Consider the following 19,691-nt stretch of genomic DNA (forward strand, 5'->3'; position numbering starts at 1 on the left):
CCGTGGGCCTGCGCGATCTGGTCTACCGGCTGTACGAGCGCCGGTTGGAGGCCAAGCTGTCAGCTGACAGCGACAACTTCCCCCGCCATGTCGGGGTCATCATCGACGGCAACCGCCGTTGGGCGCGCGCGATGGGCATGCGCGACGTCAGCAAGGGGCACAGGAAGGGCGCCGACAAGATCTCCGAGCTGCTCACGTGGTGTCGTGAGGCGGGCGTGGAGGTCGTCACCGTCTGGATGCTGTCCAGCGACAACCTCAACAGGCCCAAGGAGGAGCTCGAACAGCTCCTGAAGATCATCGAGGACGTCACGCAGGAGCTCGTGGACGAGGGCTGGCGCATCAGCCCCGTCGGCGCGCTGGATCTCCTCCCAGCCAGGACGGCGAATGTCCTGAAAAACGCAAAAGAAGTCACATCACACCGTCCAGGGCTGATTGTGAACGTTGCGGTTGGGTATGGAGGAAGACGTGAGATTGCCGATGCGGTGCGCTCACTCCTTCAGGAGCACGCCAGCAAGGGGGCGAGCATCGAGGACCTGGTCGAGGTTCTCGATGTGGAGCACATCGCGGAGCATCTCTACACTCGCGGCCAGCCCGATCCCGACCTCCTCATCAGGACGTCGGGCGAGCAGCGACTGTCAGGCTTCATGCTCTGGCAGAGCGCCCACTCCGAGTTCTACTTCTGCGAGGCCTACTGGCCTGACTTCCGCAGGGTCGATTTCCTGCGGGCGCTGCGCGACTACGCCGCGAGACACCGACGTTACGGGTCCTGAGACAAGTTCACGAACAGCTCGTGAACAGACGCTTGGCCGCTTCGGTGGCGGGTATTCAGGACCTAACGTTGCAAGTGGCCGACCACAGGCCGGTCACTCCGGAGAGGGCCCGCCTTTGCGCATAGACCTGCCGAGGGGGGCCGGTACCCGGCGCCTCTCGCGGGTGCGGGTCCGGTCCGAATTCCCGCCTCGTCTGCAGGGCGCCCATTCCATGGGGCGCCCGGGGGAGAACGTGTGGCAGTGTCCTCGAGCAACTACCCCACCACCAAGCGCACCTACGTGCTGGACACGTCGGTCCTGCTCGCCGACCCGGCGGCGATGACCCGCTTCGCCGAGCATGAGATCGTCCTTCCGATCGTCGTGATCACGGAGCTGGAGGCCAAGCGGCACCATCCCGAGCTCGGCTACTTCGCACGCAAGGCACTGCGCTACCTCGATGACCTGCGGGTGAAGCACGGCAGGCTCGACGAGCCGATGCCGGCGGGCGAGGGCACGATCAGGGTCGAGCTGAACCACAGCGACCCGTCGATCCTGCCGGTCGGGTTCAGGCTCGGCGACAACGACACCCGCATCCTCACCGTGGCGCGCACGCTCGCGGCCGAGGGCAAGGACGTCGTGCTGGTGTCCAAGGACCTGCCGCTGCGGATCAAGGCCGCCTCGGTCGGCCTGTCGGCGGAGGAGTACCGCGCCGAACTGGTCGCCGAGTCGGGCTGGACCGGCATGGCCGAGATCCAGGTCACCGCCGATGACGTCGGGGCGCTCTTCGAGCACGGCACGGCCGACCTGGAGGAGGCGCGGGAGCTGCCCACGCACACCGGCCTGAGGCTGCTGTCCAGCAGGGGCTCGGCGCTCGGCAGGGTGCTGCCCGACAAGTCCGTACGGCTGGTCCGCGGCGACAGGGAGGCGTTCGGCCTGCACGGTCGCTCGGCCGAGCAGCGCATCGCCCTGGACCTCCTCATGGACCCCGAGGTGGGCATCGTGTCCCTCGGCGGAAGGGCGGGCACCGGCAAGTCGGCTCTGGCGCTCTGCGCGGGCCTCGAGGCCGTTCTGGAGCGCCGCCAGCACCGCAAGGTCGTGGTGTTCCGCCCGCTCTACGCGGTCGGCGGCCAGGAGCTCGGCTACCTGCCAGGCACCGAGGGCGAGAAGATGGGCCCGTGGGCGCAGGCCGTCTACGACACGCTGGGCGCGGTGACCACGCCCGAGGTGATCGAGGAGGTCCTCGACAGAGGCATGCTGGAGGTCCTGCCGCTCACCCACATCCGCGGACGCTCGCTCCACGACGCCTTCGTGATCGTGGACGAGGCGCAGTCGCTGGAACGCGGGGTGCTGCTGACGGTGCTGAGCCGGATCGGGGCCAACTCCCGGGTCGTGCTCACCCATGACATCGCCCAGCGCGACAACCTCAGGGTCGGCAGGCACGACGGCGTGGTGGCGGTGGTGGAGAAGCTCAAGGGCCACCCGCTGTTCGCGCATGTGACGCTGACCAGGTCCGAGCGCTCGCCGATCGCCGCGCTGGTGACGGAGATGCTGGAGGACATCACCCTGTAGACGGGCTCAGGAGGGCGCGCCCGCGGGGACCAGGTCGTGGAACTCCCCGCAGGTGCGCCTTCCCGTCGTCGACGACGGTGAGACGCTCCTGGTGATGTTCACCTGCACCTTGGCGACCTCGGGGCGCATCCGCGCCGTGCACACGATCTGGGCGAGCGCCACGCGGCTCAGCTCCCTCTCGCCCTGCAGGGTGACGTAGAGGACGAGGCTCTTGTTCTCCGGGTCCATGCGCTGCGTCCGCTGGCCCATGGGCTCGGAGTCGACGTCCTGGTAGCGCATGCCGTACAGGTCGGTGTCCTGGCCGGACTCCACAGGGTGGTTGGCGAGGTCCATCAGCGTGCGCATGAGGTCCTCGGTGGTCTTGCTCGCCACCCTGACCTCCTGCAGCGCCAGGCGGCCCTTCTTGATCAGGTAGATCTTGGCCCAGATCGGCTCGGTGCTGATCACGGGCGCCGACGTGAGGGTGGCGACCGGGCTGGGCGTGATGCCGCACCCGGGGAGCAGCAGCAGGGCGGCCAGAAGGAACGGCAGGCGTCTCATGGGTGGGGCAGCCAGACCGTGAAGAGGGTGCCGGGCTTCTGCGACCGCACCGAGATCGTGCCGCCGTGCAGGTGGGCGTTGGCCCGCGCGATGGACAGGCCGAGGCCGCTGCCCTGGCTGCGGACGCGGCCGGTGCCCGCCTTGAAGAACCGGTCGAAGACGTGCGGCAGCGCGTCCGCGGGGATGCCGTCGCCGTGGTCGCGCACCTTCACCTCCAGTCCGTTGGGCGTGCTGCGGGCGGTGACCAGGACGGGCGGGCCGCCGTGCTTGAGCGCGTTGCCGACCAGGTTGGCCACGATGACGTCGAACCTGCGGGGGTCGACGTTGACGACGACACCCGTGGGCGCCTGCACCCTGACGTCCTCGCCCCAGCCGCGCACCTCCAGGCTGTCGCTGATGGCGTCGGCGACGTCGACGGATTCCAGCGCCAGCGTGGCCGTGCCCGCGTCGAACCTGCTGACCTCGATGAGGTGCTCCACCAGCTCTCTCAGCCGCTCCACCTCCGACAGCACCAGCCTGACCGCCTGGGCGGGCTGCTCGGGCAGCCGGTCGGCCTCCTCGGACAGCATGTCGGCCACCGCGGTCATCGCGGTGAGCGGGGTGCGCAGCTCGTGGGAGACGTCGGCGACGAACCTGCGCGACATGGCCTCCAGCGCGCGCAGTTCGGAGACGCTCAGTTCGAGCGCGGCGGCGGCGTCGTTGAAATGCGCGGTGAGCTCGGACAGCTCGTCCTTGCCGTGGACGGGCAGCCGCGTGTCCAGCCTGCCGCGGCCGAGCGCCTGGGCGGCGGCGCTGAGCCTGCCGACGGGAAGGAGCACGTGCCTGGCCGACACCAGCGCCACCGTCAGCGCGATGAGCAGGGTGATGGCGCCCGCCTGCGCGAAGGCCTCCCTGAGGTTGGACAGCGTCCGCTGCTCCTCGCTCAACGACACGTACTCGAACACCAGCAGCCCCGTGGGCCTGGGGACGTCGTCGATGCCGGAGCGGTAGACCTGCGTGCCCAGCACGAGCCACAGCTCGCCGTCGATGATCCTGCGCTGGCTGACGAGCTTGCGGAGCGCCTGGCCGCGCAGCTCTCCCGTGACGTCGTCGGGGCCGAACGCGCCCGCCTCGTCGCGGTAGTAGAGACCCCGGTACTCCAGGAGCGCGTGCCTGTCGGGCCCGGACAACGAGTTGGCGAGGTTGTTCAGCTCCTCGCCGCTCGGCGGCACCTCGCCGGGGCGCAGCGCCCCGACGGCGAAGTCGATGCGACGCAGGTCCTTGGTGAGGTTGTCGACCGCGTCCCTGGTGGTCCTGTCGATCAGCGCGCCCTTGGCCAGTTCGAAGCCGATGCCGGCGACCAGGGCGGAGGCCGCCACGGCGACCACGGTGAAGGTGATGACGAGTCGGCCGCGCAGGCCGGTGAGGAACGCGATCACGGGGGGCTGAACCGGTAGCCGAAGCCGCGCACCGTGTGGATGAACGTCGGCTCGGCCGGCCTGGGCTCGATCTTCGCGCGCACCCGCTGGACGCAGGCGTCGACCAGGCGGGAGTCGGCCACGTGGGTGTGGTCCCAGACCACGCGCAGCAGGTAGCGCCGGTTGAGCACCTGGCCGGGATGGCGGACCAGTTCCAGCAGCAGGCGTAGCTCGGTGGGGGTGAGGTGGATCTCCTTACCCGCCAGGCTGACCTTCAACGCGCCCCTGTCGATGACCAGGTCGCCGAAGGTGATGCGGTCGGAGGTGCTCGACTCGGCCCTGCGCAGGATCGCCCTGATGCGCGCGTCGAGCACGCGGGGCTCGACCGGCTTGACCACGTAGTCGTCGGCGCCCGCCTCCAGGCCGACGACCACGTCGAGGTCGTCGCCCCTGGCGGTGAGGAGGATGACGGGCAACTGGTCGAGCCTGCGGATGCGCCTGCAGACCTCGACGCCGTCGATGCCGGGCAGCATGACGTCCAGGATGGCGATCTCGGGCCTGCGCGATCTGACGTGGTCGAGGGCCTCCTCGCCGGTCGCGTAGGAGGTGACGGAGTGACCTTGACGGGTCAGGGCCAGCTCGAGCGCGGTCCGGACGGACGGGTCGTCTTCGACGAGGAGGATTCCTGCCACCCGCACATTATTCTTCCAACCTGGGCACATACGTTCCGTGTCATGAAACTGTGACATGTCAGGCACAAGACCACAAAGAACACCGGGCAGCCTGAGGGGAGTCCTCCCCTCGGTGCGGGGGTTCGAGGGGCGGACCGCTTCTCCGCTGTGACGAAAATCACATGATCTGAAAAGCCCTGGTTGGTCAAGGGAAGTCCAACCGAATGCCATGTTTGGGTTGCGAACCACCCCCCAAGTCAGGGCAAGCTCATAGGTCGTGAACCCAGGTCCGCAGTTGAGTGAGCGCTCCGCACCCGAGGTGCCCCGCGGCCGGCGGCGCCCGGCCCGTTCCTCCAGGCTGTCAGCCAAGCGGGTTCTGATCATCGGCCTGACCCTCGTGGTCGTCTTCGGCGGCGGCGGCTTCGTCGCCTACACCGCCTACCAGAACGCCTCGTCCCCGCCCCCGCAGCAGCTCAGCCTCGCGGAGATGAACGGCCTGCTCGGCGGCGACCCCTTCGCCACCGACCCCAGCGCCGACGTGCTCAAGTCCGCCGCGGTCGACGCGATGCGCAAGGACCAGCTCGCCGCCAGCCGCAAGGGCAAGCCCAAGCTGAACCCGATCGAGGTCGTCGACCAGGGACCGGGCGGCGACGGCATCCCCGCCGCCAACTTCCCTCCCGGCAGCAACCCCTCGCCCGGCAGCAACAAGGCCGTGGCCAAGGGCATGCTGTCGAGCTTCGGCTTCGGCGACGACCAGTGGGGCTGCCTGGAGAAGCTCTGGCAGAAGGAGTCCGGCTGGAACGAGCGGGCCATGAACCGCTACTCCGGCGCCTACGGCATCCCGCAGTCGCTGCCGGGCAGCAAGATGGCCAGCGCGGGCGGCGACTGGCAGACCAATGCGACCACCCAGATCAAGTGGGGCCTGGGTTATATCAAGGGTCGTTACGGTACGCCTTGTGGCGCGTGGGGCCATTCCACGGCAACGGGCTGGTACTGACACCCCCAGTGATGGGCAAGTCCACTCGCCGACGGTGACGGGACGGCTCACGCTGGCCATGTGAAGGTCAGCGTGATCGTGAATGTTCACAATCCCGGCGACACCGCCGACGAGTGCATCCGCTCCGTGCTGGAGCAGACGCTGCCGCCGGACGAGTACGAAGTGATCTTCGTGGACGACGGTTCCACGGACGGGATCGCCGAGCGGCTCGACACCGTCGCGTCCGTCAGGCGCAACGTGCGGGTGCTGCACCTGCCGTACACCGGCACGCCCCTGCGCGGTCGCAACGTGGGCATCGCCAGCGCCAGGGGCGACTACGTCTACCTGCTCGACCAGGGCGACAGGCTGGAGCGGGGGGCGCTCGCCCTGATGCACGGGCGGGCCGTGGAGACGGAGGCCGACGTGCTCGTCGGCAGGCTCGTACGCGACGCGGGGCCGCCGATGGTCGCCTTCGAGGCCAACAGCGAGCGCGCCGACATCCTGCGCGACCGGCTGCTCACGCTGCTCACGCCGCACAAGCTCTACCGGCGGGCCTTCCTCGAGCAGGAGCGGCTCGGCTTCGCCGTGTCTGGGGGGAAGGTGGCGGAGCAGGCGTTCTCGCTCTGCGCCTACCTGAGGGCGAAGATCATCGCCGTACTCGCCGACGAGGTGTGCTGCCACCTGGGCGAGCAGGAGGAACGGGTCGACGAGCCCGCGGTCGTGGTCACCGAACTGCGCGCGCTGCTCGACGTCGTCGACGGCGGCACGGAGGAGGGGCGCCAGCGCGACCGGATCTACGCGTTCTGGTACCGCTCGATGGTGCTGCGCCCGTTCCTGACCCCCAGGTTCGCGGGGTCGTCGGTCGACAGGGGCCTCACCTTCACCATCTTCAGGGAGCTGGTGCTCGAGCGCTTCCCCGAGCGCCTGGACCGCTACCTGCCCGTCCACCTGCGCGCCGTCGCGTCCATGATGCGCGCGGGCCGCCTGGACCAGCTCGTCAGCTTCGCCAACGAGTCCCGGCGCGGCGAGCTGAGGGCCGAGCTGAGCGATGTGCGCTGGTCGGGGGAGGTGCTGGAGCTGGGCCTCGCGGTGGAGATCCACACCTCCGCGGGCGAGCCGGCCAGGTTCCGCGAGGAGGAGGACAGGCTGTACTGGCGTCCGCCGGGGTCGGTCGACCAGACGCTGCTGCCCGACGCGGTCACGGACGTCACCGACGCCGTCGCCAAGGCCCGCATCGAGGTCTACGTCAGGCAGGAGGAGACAGGCGACGTCTACTTCGTCCCCGTGGTCTGCGACATCGTGCGCATCAGGGAAGGCGGCAGGGTCAGGGTCCAGGTGCACGGGCAGGCGCGGATCGACGTCACCACCGCCGCGCTCGGCGAGGCGCTGCCGTCGGGCCTCTGGGCGGTCCACGTCAGGATGTACGGCGGAGCGCACCGCGCCGCCACCACGGTCAGGCACTCCGAAGGGCCGTTCACCTGCCTGGGCGTGCTGGCCGAACGGCCGAGGCGGCGCCTGGTCGTGCCGTGCTGGAGCGACGACGGGGAGCTCAGCCTGTGCATCGAGCCCAGGTCGTTCTCCCACTCGATCGCGCTCGTCTCCCGCGGAACGACCGTCACCAGGCAGAAGCGCCACATCTACGTGGTGGTGCCGGTGCCGTACGTGCCGCCGAGCGGCGGTCCCGCCATCGAGCTGGTGCTGCGCCACACCACCCGGCACCGGGAGATCAGCGCTCCCGCGCTGGTCGAGCCGGGGCTGCCCGGCAGGACCGCGGGGCAGCTGGTCGCCAAGGTGCCCGTCGCCCGGCTGCTGCCGGGCAAGGACCAGCTCGGTCCTGGCTCGTGGGCGTCGTCGCTGCGCACCGACGAGTCGGAGACGGGGCTGCGATTCGCGCTGGAGATGCGCGGCGGCAGGATCGAGATCGTGCCGATCACGGCGGTCGACCCCGAGCACGACCCGATGGGCCGCGACACCCCGCTGCGCAGGCTGGCCCGTCGCGTGCCAGGCGCACGGTTCGTCCTGCGGCTGGCACGCGCGGGCAGGCATCGCTACCTGCGCGACTGAAGGTGCTCCACGAGCAGCCTGCGGAACTCCTCGGGGTGTTCGAGGTGCGGGCTGTGTCCGCACTCGGCCAGCACGGCCTCGCGGTAGTGGCCGTAGCGCTCCAGCGCCGCCCTGGTCTGGGTGACCATGGGCTGCGCCTGGGTGCCGGGCGAGCCGGGCACGACGCCGAGAACGCCCAGGTGGGCGAGGTCGAACAGCGAGGTGTCGGAGACGATGACGTCGTCGGCGCCCCTGATCCACAGGATCGGCGGCCTGGGGTCGATCGTGTGGAGGTCGTCGACGCGGAAGTGGTTCGGCGCCATGGCGTTCAGGACGCCGCGGGTGCCGGGACGCACGCCGGGCCAGGCCTCGGACGTGGCGGCGTCGCCGGGGTAGTGGTCCTCGCCGACCTTCGTGGTCAGCATCGCGGCCACGTAGAAGTCCTCGTCGGCGACGGGCTTGGCGACGTAGGAGGAGCGGAAGACGCTGCGGGGGGACGTGGGCGCCTCCTCAGACAGGTCGCCCTTGGCGAGCCTGTCGAGGAAGTCGGGGTTCACGGCGCCCGCGCCCGACCCGGTGCCGTCGGCGTGGGTGAGGACGCCGTCGGCGCCCTCCGTGCCGCCGTAGCCGTACGGGGAGACGGGGTTGACGAGAGTGAGCGAGCGGACCAGGCCGGGCCTGTCACGCAGGAGCTGGGTGATGACGCCGCCGCCCATGCTCCAGCCCACCAGGTGGACAGGGCCCAGCTCCATGGCCTCGACCAGGGCGATCAGGTCGTCGGAGAAGTCGCGCAGGCCGCGCGTGGCGTCCACGGGGGCGGGGTCGCTGTCGCCGAAGCCGCGCAGGTCCACCGCGAGCGCCCGGTACGGCTCGGGCAGCGCGGCCAGGGTGTCGCGCCAGAACGCGGCCGACGACACGTTGCCGTGGACGAACAGCACGGGCTCGCCCTCGTCGCGTGGCCCGCTCAGGACGTTGTGGGTGAGCCTGGTGGTGGTGACCTTCATGCGCTGACCTTCCCTTCCGCGAGGTCGCTGCCCTGCGTCTCGCGGGCAGCGTAGACCGCGATGAGCGTGAGCGCCGCCGCCACCGCCAGGTAGACGGAGATCGGCACCCAGGTGCCGAAGTCCTGCAGGAGCTTGACCGCGATGATCGGAGCCAGCGCGCCCGCCACGATGGCCGACAGCTGGGCGCCGATCGACACGCCCGTGTAGCGCATCCGGGTGCCGAACAGCTCGGAGAAGAAGGCGGCCTGCGGGCCGTACATCATGCCGTGGAAGAGCAGGCCCACCGTCACGGCCAGCGTGATGGCCAGGAAGCCGCCGGTGTTGATGAGCGGGAAGAAAGCGAAGATCCACACGCCGATTCCCGCCGCGCCCGCCAGGTAGATCGGCCGGCGGCCGACGCGGTCGGACAGCGCGCCCCACAGCGGGATCGTGATGAAGTGGATCGCCGAGGCGATGAGCACCGCGTTCAGGACGGTCGGCTTGTCCAGCTTCACGACGGTCGTGCCGTAGGTGATGACGAACACGGTGATCAGGTAGAAGGAGATGTTCTCGGCCATGCGAGCGCCGATGGCGATCAGCACGTCGCGCCAGTGGTGCCGGAGGACGCCCGCGATCGGCGTCTTGTCCTCGAGGGGAGGGGCCTGCTGGAAGACCGGCGACTCGGTGATGGACAGGCGGATCCACAGCCCGATCAGCACCAGCACGCCCGACAGCAGGAACGGCACCCGCCATCCCCACGACAGGAACGTCTCGTCGGACTGGAAGGCGGCCAGCAGGGCGAGCACGCCCGTGGCGAGCAGGTTGCCGCCAGGAGCGCCCGCCTGCGGCCACGAGGCCCAGAAGCCGCGCCTGCCGGCATCGCCGTGCTCGGAGACGATGAGGACCGCGCCGCCCCACTCCCCGCCGAGCGCGAAGCCCTGCACCAGCCGCAGCGCGGTCAGCAGCAGCGGCGCGCCCGCGCCGATAGCGGCGTGGGTGGGCAGGCAGCCGATGAGGAAGGTCGCGACACCCATCATGAGCAGGCTGATGACGAGCAGCGTCTTGCGGCCGAGCCGGTCGCCGAAGTGGCCGAAGACGAGGCCGCCGAGGGGGCGGGCGACGAAGCCGACGGCGTAGGTGAGGAAGGCCAGCAGCGTGCCGGTCAGCGGGTCGGAGTCGGGGAAGAACAGCTTGTTGAACACGAGTGCGGCCGCCGAGCCGTACAGGAAGAAGTCGTACCACTCGATGGTCGTGCCGATCAGGCTCGCGGCCACGATCTTTTTGATGCTCATGCGCTTTCGCCTGTCTGATGGAGTGGGGGGTTGCGCCCACGGTAAAGAGTGACCGGTGTCACTCATATGGGCGCACACCCCACACTCGGGGGCGGTGATATGTGGGTCAGCCGCTGAGCCGGTGCAGGCGGAGCGCCAGCTGGATCTCCAGGGCGCGTTCGGGCTCCTGCCAGCCGTCGCCGAGCAACTGGGCGACGCGGTCGAGCCGCTGGGTGACGGTGTTGACGTGGATGTGCATGACCTCGGCGGTGCGTGAGGGCGAGGAGCCGGAGCCGAAGTAGGCGGCCAGCGTCTTGAGAAGCGCGGTGCCCCTGCGCTCGTCGTAGCCGATCACGGGGCCCAGCGTGCCGGTGACGAAGGCGCTCACGTCGCGGCCCTCGCCGATCAGCAGCCCGACGAAACCGAGCTCGGTCGCGCTCGCGCCCTCACCCGCCCGGCCGAGCGCCAGGAGCGACTCGGCGCAGCGCAGCGCCTCCTTGTGCGCCCGCGGGACGTGCGTGGGGTCGGTGATCGGGCCCGTCGCGCCCGCCGTGGCGGGGGAGCCGAGCGAGATGGTCAGCTCGGCGGCCACACGCTGGGCCGCCGCGCCGGGGTCGGCGCCGGGCAGCAGCAGCACCGCCTCCTGTCCGCGGGCGGCGGCCAGGCCGCCGGAGAGCGTGGCCTGCGAGGAGGCCCAGAAGGCGGCCCGCTCTCGCTGGCCCTCGTGCCTGGCCACCACGACCACGTGCGGGGCGGTCAGGTCGACCCCGAGCCTGCGGGCGCGGTCGGTGAGGCCCTGCGGGTCATCGGCCGCGCGGGAGATGAGGTCGTCGAGCAGTTCGCCGCGCACCCTGCCCTCGGCCTCGGCCACGCTCCTGCGGAACAGCAGCAGCAGCGCGCAGACCAGCGCCGCCCGCTCCAGGATCCGCTCGTCCGCGGCGTCCCTTCTGTGCGGGTCGCTCCTCAGCACCAGCGTGCACAGCGGGGCGCTCGCCGTGATCATGAGATCGCCCCTGCGGACGGTCCTGCCCGGCACGGCCGCGTCGAGGACGCCCGGCTCCACCTCGCCGACCAGTGGCCTTCCCGTCTCGTCGAGCACGGCCAGCGTGCCGCCGAGCACCTCGGTCACCACGGCGGCCACGTCCTCGATGCCGCCTCCGCGCAGCACCAGCGAGGTCATCCTGTCGTGGGCGAGCGCCGCGCGCTCCACCGCGTCGCTGTGCTCCCTCGCGATCCTGTGCGCGTGCGAGAGCTCCTCCAGGGCGTTGCGCGTCTCCTGCAGCAGCCTGGCGTTGTCGATCGCGACCGCCGCGTGCGCCGCCAGGCTGGCCAGCAGCGCCACCTCCTCCTGAGCGAACGGCCGCGCGCTGCGGTTGGCGGCCATCAGCACGCCGATCACGCGCTGGCCCAGGCGCAGCGGCACGCCGAGGATGGCCACCAGGCCCTCCTCCTTGACCGCCTCGTCGATGACGGTGGTGTGGCGGAAACGAGCGTCGGCGAAGTAGTCGGCGGTGGAGTACGGCGTCGCGGTCTGCGCCACCAGGCCGCCGAGCCCGGCGCCCATCGCCAGCCTGAGCGCCCGGAAGGCGGCGGAGATCGAGCCGTCGGTGACCCGCATGTAGGTGTCGCCGCGCTCGGGGTCGTGCAGCGTCATGTACGCGGTGTCGGTGCCGAGCAGCTGCCTGGCCCTGTGCACGATCGCCTCGAGCACGGCGTCGAGGTCGCGCAGCCCCGCCAGGTCGCCTGCGGTGTCGTAGAGCGCGCTCAGCTCGGCCTCGCGGCGCGCCCTCCGCCTGAGCAGCGCCCGGACCTTGAGCGCGGCCAGCTTGGCCTCTTCGAGCTCCTCGATCGTCCGCGCGCTCGCGCCCTCGGCCCTGGCCTTGAGCGTCGGTCCCTCGAACTCGACCGCCGACGCCTCGCGCGCCAGCAGGTCGAGGAACGCTAGCGAGCCGTCCATCCGCCGTCCACGGGGAGGGAGACGCCCGTGATGAACGAGCCCGCCGGCCCGCACAGGTAGGCGACCAGCTCGGCGACCTCCTCGGGCTCGATCAGGCGCTTGATCGCGGCGGGGGCGAGCATGATCTGCTCCACGACCTCGGACTCGGGGATGCCGTGGGACGCGGCCTGCGCGGCGATCTGCCGCTCGACCAGCTCGGTGCGCACGTAGCCGGGGTTGACGCACGTCGACGTCACGCCCTTGCCCGCCCCTTCGAGCGCGATCACCTTCGACAGCCCCTCGAGCCCGTGCTTGGCGGCCACGTAGGCCGCCTTGTACGGCGAGGCCCTGAGGCCGTGGACGGAGGAGATGTTGACGATCCTGCCCCAGCCCGCGGCGTACATGCCCGGCAGTACCCGCCTGGTCAGCAGGAACGGCGCTTCCAGCATGACCTTGACGATCTTGGCGAACGTCTCGGGAGGGAACTCCTCGATCGGCGCGACGTGCTGGAAGCCCGCGTTGTTGACCAGGATGTCGACAGGCTGGTCGGGCAGCTCGTCCAGGAAGCGGGGGTCGGACAGGTCGGCGACGACCGCGACGCCGCCCGTCTCCTTCGCCACCCGCTCCGCGGACTCGGCCGACATGTCCACGGCCAGCACCCTGGCGCCGGCGGCGGCCAGCCTGACGGCGCAGGCCCTGCCGATCCCGCTACCCGCCCCCGTCACCAGGGCCGTTCGCCCGGTCAGCTCGTCGGTCATGCCTCGGACCCTAGACCCTTCCCCTTCCGAGGCACATGGAGCCCGGCCACATACCTCTATGGATCACTATGTGGACATCTTGATGAGCCCGCCCGCGAACGCCTTCTGGCTCAGCGCGCCCAGCTTCACCACCGAACTCGGGTAGACGCTGCCGCAACTGGTGTCCTTGGCGACCAGGTCGGGTCTGATCACCGCGGAGTCGATGACGCCCTGGCCGTAGCCCATGAGGAAGGAGCGCAGCTCGACGGGGGTGGGGTCGACGCCCTCCTCCTCCAGTGACCTGTCGATCTCGGCGACCTCCCTGGCGATGGCGTCGGACAGCGTGCGGTCCTGGGCGGCCTGAGCGAGGATGTCGCGTCCGAAACGGGCGTAGATGTGCTCCAGTGGTGTGGCGGACAGGTGCCTGGTCAGGTCCTTGGTCCTGGCGTCGCGCATGGCCTGCATGAGGCGGAGAAACAGGATCTTCATCTGGTCGGTGACGCCGGCGTCGGCGCCACGCCTCCTCTCGCTCCTTCGGGGGACGTTGTCGTAGAGCTGGCAACCTCATGGAGCGACGGCGGACCGCGCTGCGCCGACCTGTGCTGTCCTGGGACGCTCACATCGCCTCCCTCGGCTCCCCGCGGGCGCGGGACGGCCACACCGGCATCGATACCCCGGTCGCCGGCGCCGTTGACCACCGAGCGCGAAACGCAATCCGGTTGTTGCACGGGGCCGTCCTGCCTTTCGCCAGAGGGTTGACGACTTCCTCTGACGACGTGATGGGTCGTTCGGATGGCGGCGTTGGCGAATCGTTATCGCAGGCCGGGCAGAACGTTGGCATATGCCGGGAATACCTTTGCCGGCCCCGGCCAAGGCAGCACCCTCGGGCGGCCGATCACCCCGAAGGCCCCGGCTCCGCGCGTGGAGCGCCTCAGGGGGAGGGCTTCGTCATGGACAGCACGTCCAGGATCGCGTCGAGCTCCTCCTCCGAGATGGTGCCGTTGGCGACGTGCCCGCGCTCGATGACCACCTCGCGGATGGTCTTGCGCTCGGCCAGGGCCTGCTTGGCGATCTTCGCGGCCTCCTCGTAGCCGACGTGCCGGTTGAGCGGCGTGACGATCGAGGGCGAGGACTCGGCGTACTCGCGCAGCCGCTCGGTGTTGGCGGTGATGCCGGCGACGCAGCGGTCGGCCAGCAGGCGGGAGACGTTGGCGAGCAGGCCGATCGACTCCAGGACGTTCCTGGCGATGACGGGCAGCATGACGTTCAGCTCGAAGTTGCCGGAGGCGCCCGCGAAGGTGATGGCGGCGTCGTTGCCGATGACCTGGGCGGCGACCATGGCCGTGGCCTCGGGGATGACCGGGTTGACCTTCCCCGGCATGATCGAGGAGCCGGGCTGGAGGTCGGGCAGGTTGATCTCGCCGAGGCCCGCGCGGGGCCCCGAGCCCATCCACCGCAGGTCGTTGGCGATCTTGCTCAGGGAGACGGCGACGACCTTCATCTGGCCGGACAGCTCGACGATCGCGTCCTGGCTGCTCTGGGCCTCGAAGTGGTCCTCGGCCTCGACGAACCGGATGCCGGTCGCCTCGCTGAGCTTCTCGATCGCCTTCGCCGCGAAGCCCGGCGGGGTGTTGATGCCGGTGCCGACGGCGGTGCCGCCGAGCGGGAGCTCGACCACGTGGGCGAGGGCCGACCTGACGCGGTTGACGCCGTGCTCGATCTGGGAGGCGTAGCCGCCGAACTCCTGGCCCAGCGTGACCGGGGTGGCGTCCATGAGATGGGTCCTGCCGGACTTCACGGTCCGGTCGAACTCCGCCGCCTTCGCCCGCAGCGCGACCGCCAGGTGCTGTAGCGAGGGGATCAGATGGAAGACGACCTCGGTGGCGGCGGCGACGCGGATCGAGGTGGGGAACACGTCGTTGGACGACTGCGAGGCGTTGACGTGGTCGTTCGGGTGCACAGGCCGGCCGAGCCGCTCCTGCGCCAGCGTGGCGATGACCTCGTTGGCGTTCATGTTCGAGGAGGTGCCCGAGCCGGTCTGGAACACGTCGATGGGGAAGTGCGCGTCGTACTCGTTCTCCGCCACGTCGGCGGCGGCCTGCGCGACGGCCTCCGCCACGTCCTTGTCGAGGACTCCGAGTTCGGCGTTGACCTCGGCGGCCACCGCCTTGATCAGGCCGAGCGCGGCGATGTGAGAGGGCTCCAGGCGGCGTCCCGAGACGGGGAAGTTCTCCACGGCTCGCTGCGTCTGTGCGCGCCACCGGGCGTCGGCGGGGACGCGGACCTCACCCATGGAGTCGTGCTCGATCCGGAATTCACTCATGTGTCCAAGTCTGTGCGATCCGGATCGAGCGCGGCGTGCCGGGGTCAGGAGATGGCGGCGATGACGAGAATCGCGATCACGGCGAGGGCCACGATGGCGACGCCGATGAGGATGAGGACGCCCGCCCTGTTGCCCTCCTTCTCCGGAGTCTTCGCTCCCGCGATGGCGAACAGGTCGGTGCCCAGGCCCGGCTGCCGGTCGGGGTGGTCGGTCCCGTAGCCGCCGGGCTGAGCCGGTACGGCCGGGCCGCCGCCCTGTCCGGGGGGCATGCCGTTGTAGGGGGCGGCGGGCGGCGGACCCGCGTATCCGGGGAACCCCGGCCCGCCGGCGTGCCCCTGCTGGGCACCAGGCCCCTGCTGAGCACCTGGACCCTGCCGGGGACCGGGCCCCTGCTGCTGCGCGGGACCCGCGGGCGCGCCGGTAGCGGGCCCCGCCGGGCCCCCGAAGGCGCCTCTGCCGTCCTGGCCCATGGGTCCCGAGAACGCGCCGGGCCCCTGCTGCCCGGCGGGCCCTGAGAACGCTCCAGGGCCGCCCGGCTCGCCGTGCGGGCGCGGGCCCTGGGGGGCCCCGGCGCCGGGCGGCGGGAAGACCGGCTTGTCGGCACGCGTGTTGGGGAGGGTCAGCCGCGAGGTCACGATGGCGCCCTCGTCGACCGGTTCGACCGGCGTGGGCCGCGCCGGCTTGGGTCGCTGCACCGCCATCGTCCTGTCGGGGTCGAACGCCTCCATCACCTTCGGGATGTCGCTGGTCGGCGTGTCGGCCACCATCCGCAGCAGGGTCTCGGCCTTGGCCGCGGTCAGCCGCAGGCGGTGGTCCTTGTGGAGCATCCCTTCGAGCACGGGGCGCAGCGCCCCCGCCTGCGTGGGCGGATCCGCGCTCTCCGTCATCAGCGCGGCCAGCGTCTCGGCCACCGTCGCGCGCTCGTAGGCGGGCCTGCCCTCCACGGCGAAGTACAGGGTCGCGCCGAGCGACCAGATGTCGGACTCCGCGCCCGTGTACTCGCCGCGCGCCCGCTCGGGCGCCGTGTAGCCGGGGGAGCCGATCACCATGCCGGTCTTGGTCAGGCGGGTGTCGCCCTCGGCCTTGGCGATGCCGAAGTCGGTGAGGACGATCCTGCCGTTCTCGGTGATGAGCACGTTGCCCGGCTTGACGTCGCGATGCGTGACGCCCTGGGCGTGGGCGGCGCGCAACGCGCCCAGCAGGTCGACGCCGATCTCGGCCACCAGCCGCGGCGGCAGCGGACCCTCCTCCTCGATGACCTGCTCCATGGAGCGGGCCTCGACGAGCTCCATGATGATCCACGGACTGTCGTCCTGGATGAGGACGTCGTGGATCGAGGCCACGGAAGGGTGGCTGATCCGCGCGGCGGTACGGCCCTCGCGGACCATGCGCTCGCGCAGTTCGACGCGCTGCTCCTCGGTGAGCCCTGGATCCTGGCGGATCTCCTTGATCGCCACCTCGCGGCCGAGGGCACGGTCGTGGGCCCGCCACACGGTTCCCATCGTCCCTCTGCCGATCGGAGTGATCAGCTCATAGCGTTCCGCGAGCAGGCGCTTCTGCTGTTCCGGCATGAGAAGAAGATATCTATTCTCGCTTGGAGAACGCTTTACCCACGCTTGCGAAGTTCACGCGGCCAGAAGCGTCGTGGAAGGAACAACTTTATCACCGTGGCCATAAATCGGGCGTAGGCCGATGGATTGGGCCGCTGCTCGACGACCTTCCTGTGCACGCCCTCGCCCGGCCTGCGGTGCGCCCTCGGAAGCGGGACGACGGGAGTCGGCGCGGTCGTCTCCGCCCTGTGCAGGCCGCGATGGGTGGGTCTGCGCGCCGGGCCTGGACGCGGGATCCTGCTGGTCCTGGTGGCCAGCGGGTCCTCCGCCGCCCCTCCGGCCGCGACGCGGGCCAGCATGAGCGAGGCGCGCACCGAGTCGAGCCTGGTGGCCGGGTCGATCCTGAGCAGGGCGTCGAGCACGGGGGCCAGCGGCCCCGCCTTGACCATGGGGATGGGCTCGCCGCTGGTGAGCGCGGCCAGCGCGGCGGCGGCCGTACGCCTGCCGTGCAGGCCCCTGCCCTCGACGGCCGTGTAGAGGGTCGCGCCGAGCGACCACAGGTCGGCCGCGGGACTGGCCTTCGCGCCGAGCACCCGCTCGGGCGCGATGTAGCCGGCCGAGCCGAGCACGATGCCCGCCTGCGTGATCGAGGCGTCGCCCTCCATGGCGGCCAGGCCGAAGTCGGTGAGCACCGCCCTGTCGTCGGTGACCAGCACGTTGCTGGGCTTGACGTCGCGGTGGAGGATGCCCTTGGCGTGGACGGCCCGCAGCGCGCCGAGCACCTGCCTGCCGATCTCCGCGGCCCTGCGCGGCGGCAGCGGGCCCTCCTCCATGATGAGCTGCTCCAGAGACCGGGCCTGGAGCAGCTCCATCACGATCCATGGACGTTCGTCCTCGGTGACGACGTCGAAGACGGTGATCACCGAGGGGTGCGCGACCATCGCCGTGGCCCTGCCCTCACGCTCGGTGCGGGCACAGAGTTCGGCCCTCAGCTCCTCGTCGAGAACCGTGGGCAGGCGCACTTCCTTGACCGCTACGTAACGGTCGAGCAACTCATCGTGCGCTCGCCAAACCGTGCCCATACCGCCGCGGCCGACCGGCTCCATGAGCCGATAGCGCGCGGCAAGGAGGTAACCGGACGGCGCACGCATGGCAGGCAGCTTACCTATTTGCGGAAACCGACCAGTAGAGGCCGGGCCGATAAAAAGTTGCGAACTTCTGTCAACCCGTCTGACTCGTGACGTCAGCGAAGCGCTTCGCGACGTCGTCCCAGTTCACCAGGCCCCAGAGCTTCTCCACGTAGTCGGGGCGCACGTTGCGGTACTGAAGGTAGTAGGCGTGCTCCCAGGCGTCGAAGACCAGCAGCGGCGTGGTGTTCATGCCGACGTTGCCGTGGTGGTCGTAGACCTGCTCCACCACCAGGCGCCCGCCGAGCGGCTCGTAGGCCAGCACGCCCCACCCTGAGCCCTGCACGCCGCTGGTGGCGGCGCTCAGCTGCTTCTGGAAGGCCTCGAAGGTGCCGAAGTGCTCGTCGATCGCGTCGCGGAGCGCGCCGTCGGGGCGGTCGCCGCCGTCCGGGGACAGGTTCTCCCAGAAGATCGAGTGGAGCACGTGGCCGGACAGGTGGAAGGCGAAGGTCTTCTCCAGGCCGACGAGGCCGCCGAACTGGCCCTTGTCGCGGGCCTCGGCCAGCTGCTCGAGGGTGTCGTTCGCGCCCTTGACATAGGCGGCGTGGTGCTTGGCGTGGTGCAGTTCGAGGATCTCGCCGGTGATCGCCGGCTCGAGCGCCGCGTAGTCATAGGGCATGTCGGGCAGGGTGTAGCCACCCATGGTCCACCTCCAAGTGATCAATGCCCTCCGACACTATTGCAAGGAGTTCGCAGCTGCATCAGACCATGGACTTAGGACTTCCCCTTGTTGCGAATTTCTCGCAACTACCTCATGATGGCAGTGTCAGATTGATCCTGTGTGCGGCGGGCGGAGGCATCCCGCCCGCCGACGCACACGGGCTTGACTCTTCCGGCCCTTCATCGCGTCAGCGGATTGCAAGCTAGCTGTCAGCGGCTCGACGCACTCTGAATCCATGAACCTATCTGCCACAAAATGCATCGAATCTGTCGGTGCCGATCGTCATCATGAAGGTAGAGAGGTTCAGCGGAACCAGGAAGGCACCCGACGGCGTTGGGATGGGAAAGGGATCATCTCCAGCGCGCAGGGGGCCCGACAGGGCGACGATGCCCACCAAGTGAAGAACCCAGGAGAGTCATCTGAGAGGTGCATGATGTGCAGTCACCGACCCGCTTGCCCCGCCGCCGACGCGGCCGACCGTGAGGCCTCGCACGTGATCGCGGCCCACCCCGACCAGGGCTGGAGCCTGCTGTGCAACGGGGTGGTCCTGTTCGAGGACACCGGTCTGCTGCTGCCCGACGGCTCTGTCGTCGCCCCCCACCGCGGCCTGGTCGCCGCCTGACTCACCGACCCAGGGTGCGGTCGTCCGAGACCGACCACACCTCGGTGAGCCGGCCGCGCGTCACCCGTAGAAGGCGCGCGCCCCGGAGACCGACCACACCTCGGTGATCAGTCCCTCCGACACGGCCAGGACGTCGACCCCGCTCTTGGACGCCTCGCCGAACGTCGCCTTGTAGGGACGGGCGACCAGCCCGGTCGCCGCCCCCTCGACCATCCTGAGGTCCACGACCGCTTCACCTTCGGCGAAGAAGCGCAGACCCGGATGGGACTCATGCCACCCGGCCACGATCACGGCCAGGTCGTCGGCATGCCGTACGTCGTCGAAGGCGTCCGTGCCCGCCTGCGCGTAGCGCAGCACGAACTCCGGCGCCATGATCTCCTTGGGGTGCAGCTCCCGGTTCCACATCGCCGTCCACCTGTCGAAAAGGTGGACGCCGGCCTCTCGGACGTTCATGCGAACACCCTAGGGAGCCGCAC

The 19,691-nt window shown here is 70.2% G+C and carries 18 protein-coding genes; 5 read left to right on the plus strand and 13 right to left on the minus strand.

What is annotated here, in order from left to right; all coding sequences use genetic code 11:
- Window positions 1-2 precede the first annotated feature (2 nt).
- A complete protein-coding gene (locus ACFSKW_RS52475) occupies window positions 3-770 on the plus strand; it encodes an isoprenyl transferase (protein ID WP_379583014.1) in 768 nt (255 codons plus the stop codon).
- A 279-nt stretch (window positions 771-1,049) separates the two neighbouring features.
- Window positions 1,050-2,318, plus strand: a complete 1,269-nt coding sequence (locus tag ACFSKW_RS52480) for a PhoH family protein (RefSeq protein WP_379583434.1) — start codon at window positions 1,050-1,052, stop codon at window positions 2,316-2,318.
- A gap of 6 nt (window positions 2,319-2,324) precedes the next feature.
- Here ACFSKW_RS52480 and ACFSKW_RS52485 read toward each other — a convergent pair whose 3' ends face one another.
- From ACFSKW_RS52485 to ACFSKW_RS52495, 3 genes are read right to left on the minus strand one after another with little or no spacing between them, the layout of a single operon-like run.
- The gene (locus ACFSKW_RS52485) at window positions 2,325-2,858 is read right to left on the minus strand and encodes a hypothetical protein (protein WP_379583016.1); all 534 of its coding nucleotides are present in this window, start codon (window positions 2,856-2,858) and stop codon (window positions 2,325-2,327) included.
- Window positions 2,855-4,276, minus strand: a complete 1,422-nt coding sequence (locus ACFSKW_RS52490) for an ATP-binding protein (RefSeq protein WP_379583018.1) — start codon at window positions 4,274-4,276, stop codon at window positions 2,855-2,857. Before ACFSKW_RS52490 ends, ACFSKW_RS52485 begins: the two co-directional genes overlap by 4 nt.
- Window positions 4,273-4,947 carry a response regulator gene (locus ACFSKW_RS52495; RefSeq protein WP_379583020.1) on the minus strand — a complete coding sequence of 225 codons (675 nt, stop codon included), beginning with the start codon at window positions 4,945-4,947 and terminating at the stop codon, window positions 4,273-4,275. The genes ACFSKW_RS52490 and ACFSKW_RS52495 overlap by 4 nt, the downstream gene beginning before the upstream one ends.
- 274 nt (window positions 4,948-5,221) lie before the next feature.
- On the opposite strand from ACFSKW_RS52495, the gene ACFSKW_RS52500 reads away from it, so the two are divergent.
- Both ACFSKW_RS52500 and ACFSKW_RS52505 read left to right on the plus strand, forming a co-directional pair.
- The gene (locus ACFSKW_RS52500) at window positions 5,222-5,923 is read left to right on the plus strand and encodes an aggregation-promoting factor C-terminal-like domain-containing protein (RefSeq protein WP_379583022.1); all 702 of its coding nucleotides are present in this window, start codon (window positions 5,222-5,224) and stop codon (window positions 5,921-5,923) included.
- A gap of 72 nt (window positions 5,924-5,995) precedes the next feature.
- Window positions 5,996-7,966 (plus strand): glycosyltransferase family 2 protein, encoded by a 1,971-nt coding sequence (locus ACFSKW_RS52505; RefSeq protein ID WP_379583024.1) that lies wholly within the window; start codon window positions 5,996-5,998, stop codon window positions 7,964-7,966.
- On the opposite strand, the gene ACFSKW_RS52510 is transcribed toward ACFSKW_RS52505, so the two are convergent.
- From ACFSKW_RS52510 to ACFSKW_RS52550, 9 genes are all read right to left on the minus strand, one after another.
- Window positions 7,951-8,949, minus strand: coding sequence for an alpha/beta fold hydrolase (locus tag ACFSKW_RS52510; protein WP_379583026.1), 999 nt, complete (start codon window positions 8,947-8,949; stop codon window positions 7,951-7,953). The genes ACFSKW_RS52505 and ACFSKW_RS52510 overlap by 16 nt on opposite strands.
- The gene (locus tag ACFSKW_RS52515; protein WP_379583028.1) at window positions 8,946-10,220 is read right to left on the minus strand and encodes an MFS transporter; all 1,275 of its coding nucleotides are present in this window, start codon (window positions 10,218-10,220) and stop codon (window positions 8,946-8,948) included. Before ACFSKW_RS52515 ends, ACFSKW_RS52510 begins: the two co-directional genes overlap by 4 nt.
- A 106-nt stretch (window positions 10,221-10,326) precedes the next feature.
- Window positions 10,327-12,156: a helix-turn-helix domain-containing protein gene (locus ACFSKW_RS52520; protein WP_379583030.1), complete on the minus strand. Its 1,830-nt coding sequence runs from the start codon at window positions 12,154-12,156 to the stop codon at window positions 10,327-10,329.
- Window positions 12,141-12,893 carry a 3-hydroxybutyrate dehydrogenase gene (locus ACFSKW_RS52525; RefSeq protein ID WP_379583032.1) on the minus strand — a complete coding sequence of 251 codons (753 nt, stop codon included), beginning with the start codon at window positions 12,891-12,893 and terminating at the stop codon, window positions 12,141-12,143. Before ACFSKW_RS52525 ends, ACFSKW_RS52520 begins: the two co-directional genes overlap by 16 nt.
- A 66-nt stretch (window positions 12,894-12,959) precedes the next feature.
- The gene (locus tag ACFSKW_RS52530) at window positions 12,960-13,361 is read right to left on the minus strand and encodes a hypothetical protein (protein WP_379583034.1); all 402 of its coding nucleotides are present in this window, start codon (window positions 13,359-13,361) and stop codon (window positions 12,960-12,962) included.
- 442 nt (window positions 13,362-13,803) lie between these two features.
- The gene (locus ACFSKW_RS52535) at window positions 13,804-15,195 is read right to left on the minus strand and encodes a class II fumarate hydratase (protein WP_379583036.1); all 1,392 of its coding nucleotides are present in this window, start codon (window positions 15,193-15,195) and stop codon (window positions 13,804-13,806) included.
- 44 nt (window positions 15,196-15,239) lie between these two features.
- On the minus strand, window positions 15,240-16,766 hold the full coding sequence (locus ACFSKW_RS52540; RefSeq protein ID WP_379583038.1) for a protein kinase domain-containing protein: 1,527 nt from the start codon (window positions 16,764-16,766) through the stop codon (window positions 15,240-15,242).
- 35 nt (window positions 16,767-16,801) lie between these two features.
- Window positions 16,802-17,896 carry a serine/threonine-protein kinase gene (locus tag ACFSKW_RS52545; protein WP_379583039.1) on the minus strand — a complete coding sequence of 365 codons (1,095 nt, stop codon included), beginning with the start codon at window positions 17,894-17,896 and terminating at the stop codon, window positions 16,802-16,804.
- Window positions 17,897-17,966: 70 nt separating this feature from the next.
- A complete protein-coding gene (locus tag ACFSKW_RS52550) occupies window positions 17,967-18,575 on the minus strand; it encodes a superoxide dismutase (protein WP_379583041.1) in 609 nt (202 codons plus the stop codon).
- A 451-nt stretch (window positions 18,576-19,026) separates the two neighbouring features.
- On the opposite strand from ACFSKW_RS52550, the gene ACFSKW_RS52555 reads away from it, so the two are divergent.
- A complete protein-coding gene (locus ACFSKW_RS52555; protein WP_379583042.1) occupies window positions 19,027-19,215 on the plus strand; it encodes a DUF5999 family protein in 189 nt (62 codons plus the stop codon).
- A 60-nt stretch (window positions 19,216-19,275) separates the two neighbouring features.
- Here ACFSKW_RS52555 and ACFSKW_RS52560 read toward each other — a convergent pair whose 3' ends face one another.
- On the minus strand, window positions 19,276-19,668 hold the full coding sequence (locus tag ACFSKW_RS52560; protein ID WP_379583044.1) for a hypothetical protein: 393 nt from the start codon (window positions 19,666-19,668) through the stop codon (window positions 19,276-19,278).
- Between the last annotated feature and the right edge of the window lie 23 nt (window positions 19,669-19,691).

It is taken from the genome of Nonomuraea mangrovi (assembly GCF_042681425.1).
Taxonomy (GTDB): domain Bacteria; phylum Actinomycetota; class Actinomycetes; order Streptosporangiales; family Streptosporangiaceae; genus Nonomuraea; species Nonomuraea mangrovi.

Coding starts and splice junctions, on each gene's coding strand:
- ACFSKW_RS52485 (WP_379583016.1), bottom strand. CDS start 2,858: ATGAGACGCCTGCCGTTCCTTCTGGCCGCCCTGCTGCTGCTCCCCGGG.
- ACFSKW_RS52510 (WP_379583026.1), bottom strand. CDS start 8,949: ATGAAGGTCACCACCACCAGGCTCACCCACAACGTCCTGAGCGGGCCA.
- ACFSKW_RS52515 (WP_379583028.1), bottom strand. CDS start 10,220: ATGAGCATCAAAAAGATCGTGGCCGCGAGCCTGATCGGCACGACCATC.
- ACFSKW_RS52520 (WP_379583030.1), bottom strand. CDS start 12,156: ATGGACGGCTCGCTAGCGTTCCTCGACCTGCTGGCGCGCGAGGCGTCG.
- ACFSKW_RS52525 (WP_379583032.1), bottom strand. CDS start 12,893: ATGACCGACGAGCTGACCGGGCGAACGGCCCTGGTGACGGGGGCGGGT.
- ACFSKW_RS52530 (WP_379583034.1), bottom strand. CDS start 13,361: ATGAAGATCCTGTTTCTCCGCCTCATGCAGGCCATGCGCGACGCCAGG.
- ACFSKW_RS52535 (WP_379583036.1), bottom strand. CDS start 15,195: ATGAGTGAATTCCGGATCGAGCACGACTCCATGGGTGAGGTCCGCGTC.
- ACFSKW_RS52540 (WP_379583038.1), bottom strand. CDS start 16,766: ATGCCGGAACAGCAGAAGCGCCTGCTCGCGGAACGCTATGAGCTGATC.
- ACFSKW_RS52545 (WP_379583039.1), bottom strand. CDS start 17,896: ATGCGTGCGCCGTCCGGTTACCTCCTTGCCGCGCGCTATCGGCTCATG.
- ACFSKW_RS52550 (WP_379583041.1), bottom strand. CDS start 18,575: ATGGGTGGCTACACCCTGCCCGACATGCCCTATGACTACGCGGCGCTC.
- ACFSKW_RS52555 (WP_379583042.1), top strand. CDS start 19,027: ATGTGCAGTCACCGACCCGCTTGCCCCGCCGCCGACGCGGCCGACCGT.
- ACFSKW_RS52560 (WP_379583044.1), bottom strand. CDS start 19,668: ATGAACGTCCGAGAGGCCGGCGTCCACCTTTTCGACAGGTGGACGGCG.